Raw genomic sequence first — 2,789 nt, 5'->3', positions numbered from 1 at the left:
GAGGCCATTTGAACGGCCCCAGCCAACATTTCCTTCGGAGGTGCGAAATTGTGGAGGAGTTCGGATCGCTCGTCTAGGCTAACCGGGTTGCAACAGTTCCAGACCAGCTAGAGAACGACGGCCAGGTCCGCACCCTCGCCGCGCTCGAAGCCGGGGTCGAGAGCGTGCCGGTACTCATCCGGCCGACTGCGAGCACGGCCAAGGACCGCGAAATCGAACGCCTCACCCAGCAGGTGAGCACCAACGACCGCCGTATCGACCTCACCGACGGTCAACGCGCGAAGGCCGTGACCGAGATGTTCGAGCTCGGTCTCTCGGCTACCAAGATCGCCAAGACGATGCAGTACGACAGTCGGGAGACCGCCAAAGCCGCAGGGACAGCGGGTCGCTCGCAGACCGCTCGCCAGGCGCTCGATTCCGGGCAGCTCGACCTCGAGCAGGCGGCAGTGGTCGCGGTGTTCGATGCAGACGGAGACGACGAGGCGGTCGAGGAACTGCTCGACGCCGGATCACGGTTCCGCTCCGTCGCGCAGGAGTTGATCGCGGACCGCGCCGAGCGCAAGGCCCGCGCCGAAGCCGGTACGCCGTATGCGGATAAGGGTCTGACGGTCCTGGCAGACGAGCCGTTCTACGACAGCCCCTACGTCGCCGCTGAGGACTTGGTGACCGCAGACGCAGACCCGATCACCGAAGCCGTCATCGACGGCGCAGCCGAGCACTGGGCGGTGTGGCTGACCCCGAACGAGCAGATCACCCTCACCGCCACCGGCGAGGTGATCGAGTCCGAGTCGATCGACTGGGCCACCGAAGGAGCCCCGAAAGCTGTTGCCACCGAGGGCTACCACCACCACAAGGACGTCACCCTCGCCCAGGTGTGGGTGCCGGAGTACTTCACCGCCGACCCGGACGCCGCCGGTGTGAAACTGGGGCCGATCCTGGCCGCCGCGTCGAGCGAACCCGACGAGGCCGACGACCAGGCCGCAGCCGAGAGGAAGGCGCGGGAGCAGAAAGCGGCCAAGAAATTGCTCGCAGCGAAGGAAGCCGAGCGTGTGGAACGGCGCCGCACCAAGGAGCTGAACAAGGCGTCGGTGGCCGCGACGATCGTCCGCAAGGAATGGCTGAGCAAGTTCCTCACCCGCAAGACCCTGCCCAAGGGTGCCGCGAAGTGGATCACCGACACACTGGTGGACGAGCCGGGACTGCTGACGGTGAACAAAGCCTCGCAGCACCTCGCGGAGCTGCTCGGTGTGAGCGTGGCCGAGCCGTCGACCATCGTCTACGGGGACTGGAAGGAGGTCGCCGCCCGCGCCGCTGTGGCACCGGTGATCGACAAGGCCAGCGACTCCCGCGCTCAGGTGCTTCTGCTCGCGCAGATCCTCGCCGCGTACGAGGCGCGGATGAGCGGTAGCGGTAAGGACTGGTGGAAGCGGGTCGGGCGCTCCAACCAGGACAACTACCTGGGCTTCCTCGACCAGCACGGGCACGTGCTGACCGTGGTCGAGCAGGTCGGAGCCGGAATGCTCACCCCCGAGCAGGCGTACGACGCGCTCACCGCGTCCACCGACGAGTAGAAATTCGGGATGGGCGGCGGGTACCTCGACGGTGCCCGCCGCCGGTCGCCCGGAGTCCCCGGCCCGGGTCGAGGGGGCCTGCGGCGGCCCCTCGAGCTCCCCCGCTCGACGCCCCACCCACGGCACTGCTCACGACGGGCAGGCGGCTCACGAAAGGTCAGTGAGCGGCGTCGAACGCCTCTACGATGCCGGCCGGAATCCGGCCGCGACTGCTGAGCTCATATCCCTCATCGAACGCCCACTGCCGAATCGCGCGCGTCTGCTCCGGATCACGCGTCGCCGTGGTCCCGGTCTTCGCGGGCGTCGCCGCGCCAGCGGGGGAGGGCTTACGCCTGCGGCCACCGACCCGCGTCGAATGCTCGATGTAGTAGCCGAGCTTCCTGTGAAACTCGGTGGCATTCTTCGCCTTCAAGTCGATCACGTACTCGACACCGCCGACCGCGAATTCGATCGCCTCGCCGGACTCGTCATCGATAATCGTCCCGTCGATATCGTCCACCAATTGGGTTGTCACTCGTTTGGCCACAGCCGGAAAACCTTTCATCGACACACATTCACAATGCGCAACCGCGCATTCATCTCCATGCAGGATAACCAGCGCCGATATCCGCATTCTTCATCGATACGGTAAACCGATCCCGCTGTCGACTGGTATTCGACTTCCGAAGACAGCCGTATCGGCAACCAGAAAAAACTGATCCCAGGTCGCAGGTGAGCTTATGAAGCAACCGCAGCCGTTGCTGTGCAGCAGTATTCGGCCGCGTGGGACGCGTCCGCACGTCCCCTTCGGGGCCGCCCCATATGGGTCACCTATTTGGTCGTACGAGTCGCCCGAGTCTGACATGCCGGGGACCCAGGCCAGTAAAACCGCGGTCGCACGCTCCCAAGACGCGGTTTGACAGTCCACCCTCGTCATGTCGATCGGGGACGTCTCATCCGAACCTTAGGAAGGTGTCCCTGCCATGAACAACAACCTGCTCAACGATCACCAGATCATCACCGAGCTCATCGGCAAAGCCGCTCAGCTCCCCGCCGAAGATCCGCGCGCGGCCCGGTGGGCCACCGAAGCGCTCGCGCTCGCCAGCGCAGCAGAGCTGCCCATCCTCATCGAGGAGGCCGAGGGAGTGCTCGGACGGATCGAGCACGACACCACCTGCCGGTGGTGCGCCGGGCAGCCGGGAGCAGCCATCCCGGTCGGGTCCTTCTGGTGCACCCACT

At 65.8% G+C, this 2,789-nt stretch carries 3 protein-coding genes; 2 read left to right on the top strand and 1 reads right to left on the bottom strand.

Going from position 1 to position 2,789, the window contains the following annotated elements; translation table 11 throughout:
* Positions 1 to 164 precede the first annotated feature (164 nt).
* Positions 165 to 1,571: a ParB/RepB/Spo0J family partition protein gene (locus tag WA965_RS00405; RefSeq protein WP_526446882.1), complete on the top strand. Its 1,407-nt coding sequence runs from the start codon at positions 165 to 167 to the stop codon at positions 1,569 to 1,571.
* Positions 1,572 to 1,728: 157 nt separating this feature from the next.
* On the opposite strand, the gene WA965_RS00400 is transcribed toward WA965_RS00405, so the two are convergent.
* Positions 1,729 to 2,097, bottom strand: coding sequence for an Lsr2 dimerization domain-containing protein (locus WA965_RS00400; protein WP_526293908.1), 369 nt, complete (start codon positions 2,095 to 2,097; stop codon positions 1,729 to 1,731).
* A gap of 436 nt (positions 2,098 to 2,533) precedes the next feature.
* Here WA965_RS00400 and WA965_RS00395 point away from each other — a divergent pair.
* The coding region (locus WA965_RS00395; RefSeq protein ID WP_526293906.1) for a hypothetical protein at positions 2,534 to 2,789 on the top strand (256 nt) is incomplete at its 3' end.

The sequence above is a fragment of the Mycobacterium sp. genome (assembly GCF_049683935.1).
Lineage (GTDB): Bacteria > Actinomycetota > Actinomycetes > Mycobacteriales > Mycobacteriaceae > Mycobacterium.
Note: the sequence above shows the minus strand (reverse complement) of the source record. Positions and strands in the feature narration are given on the sequence as shown.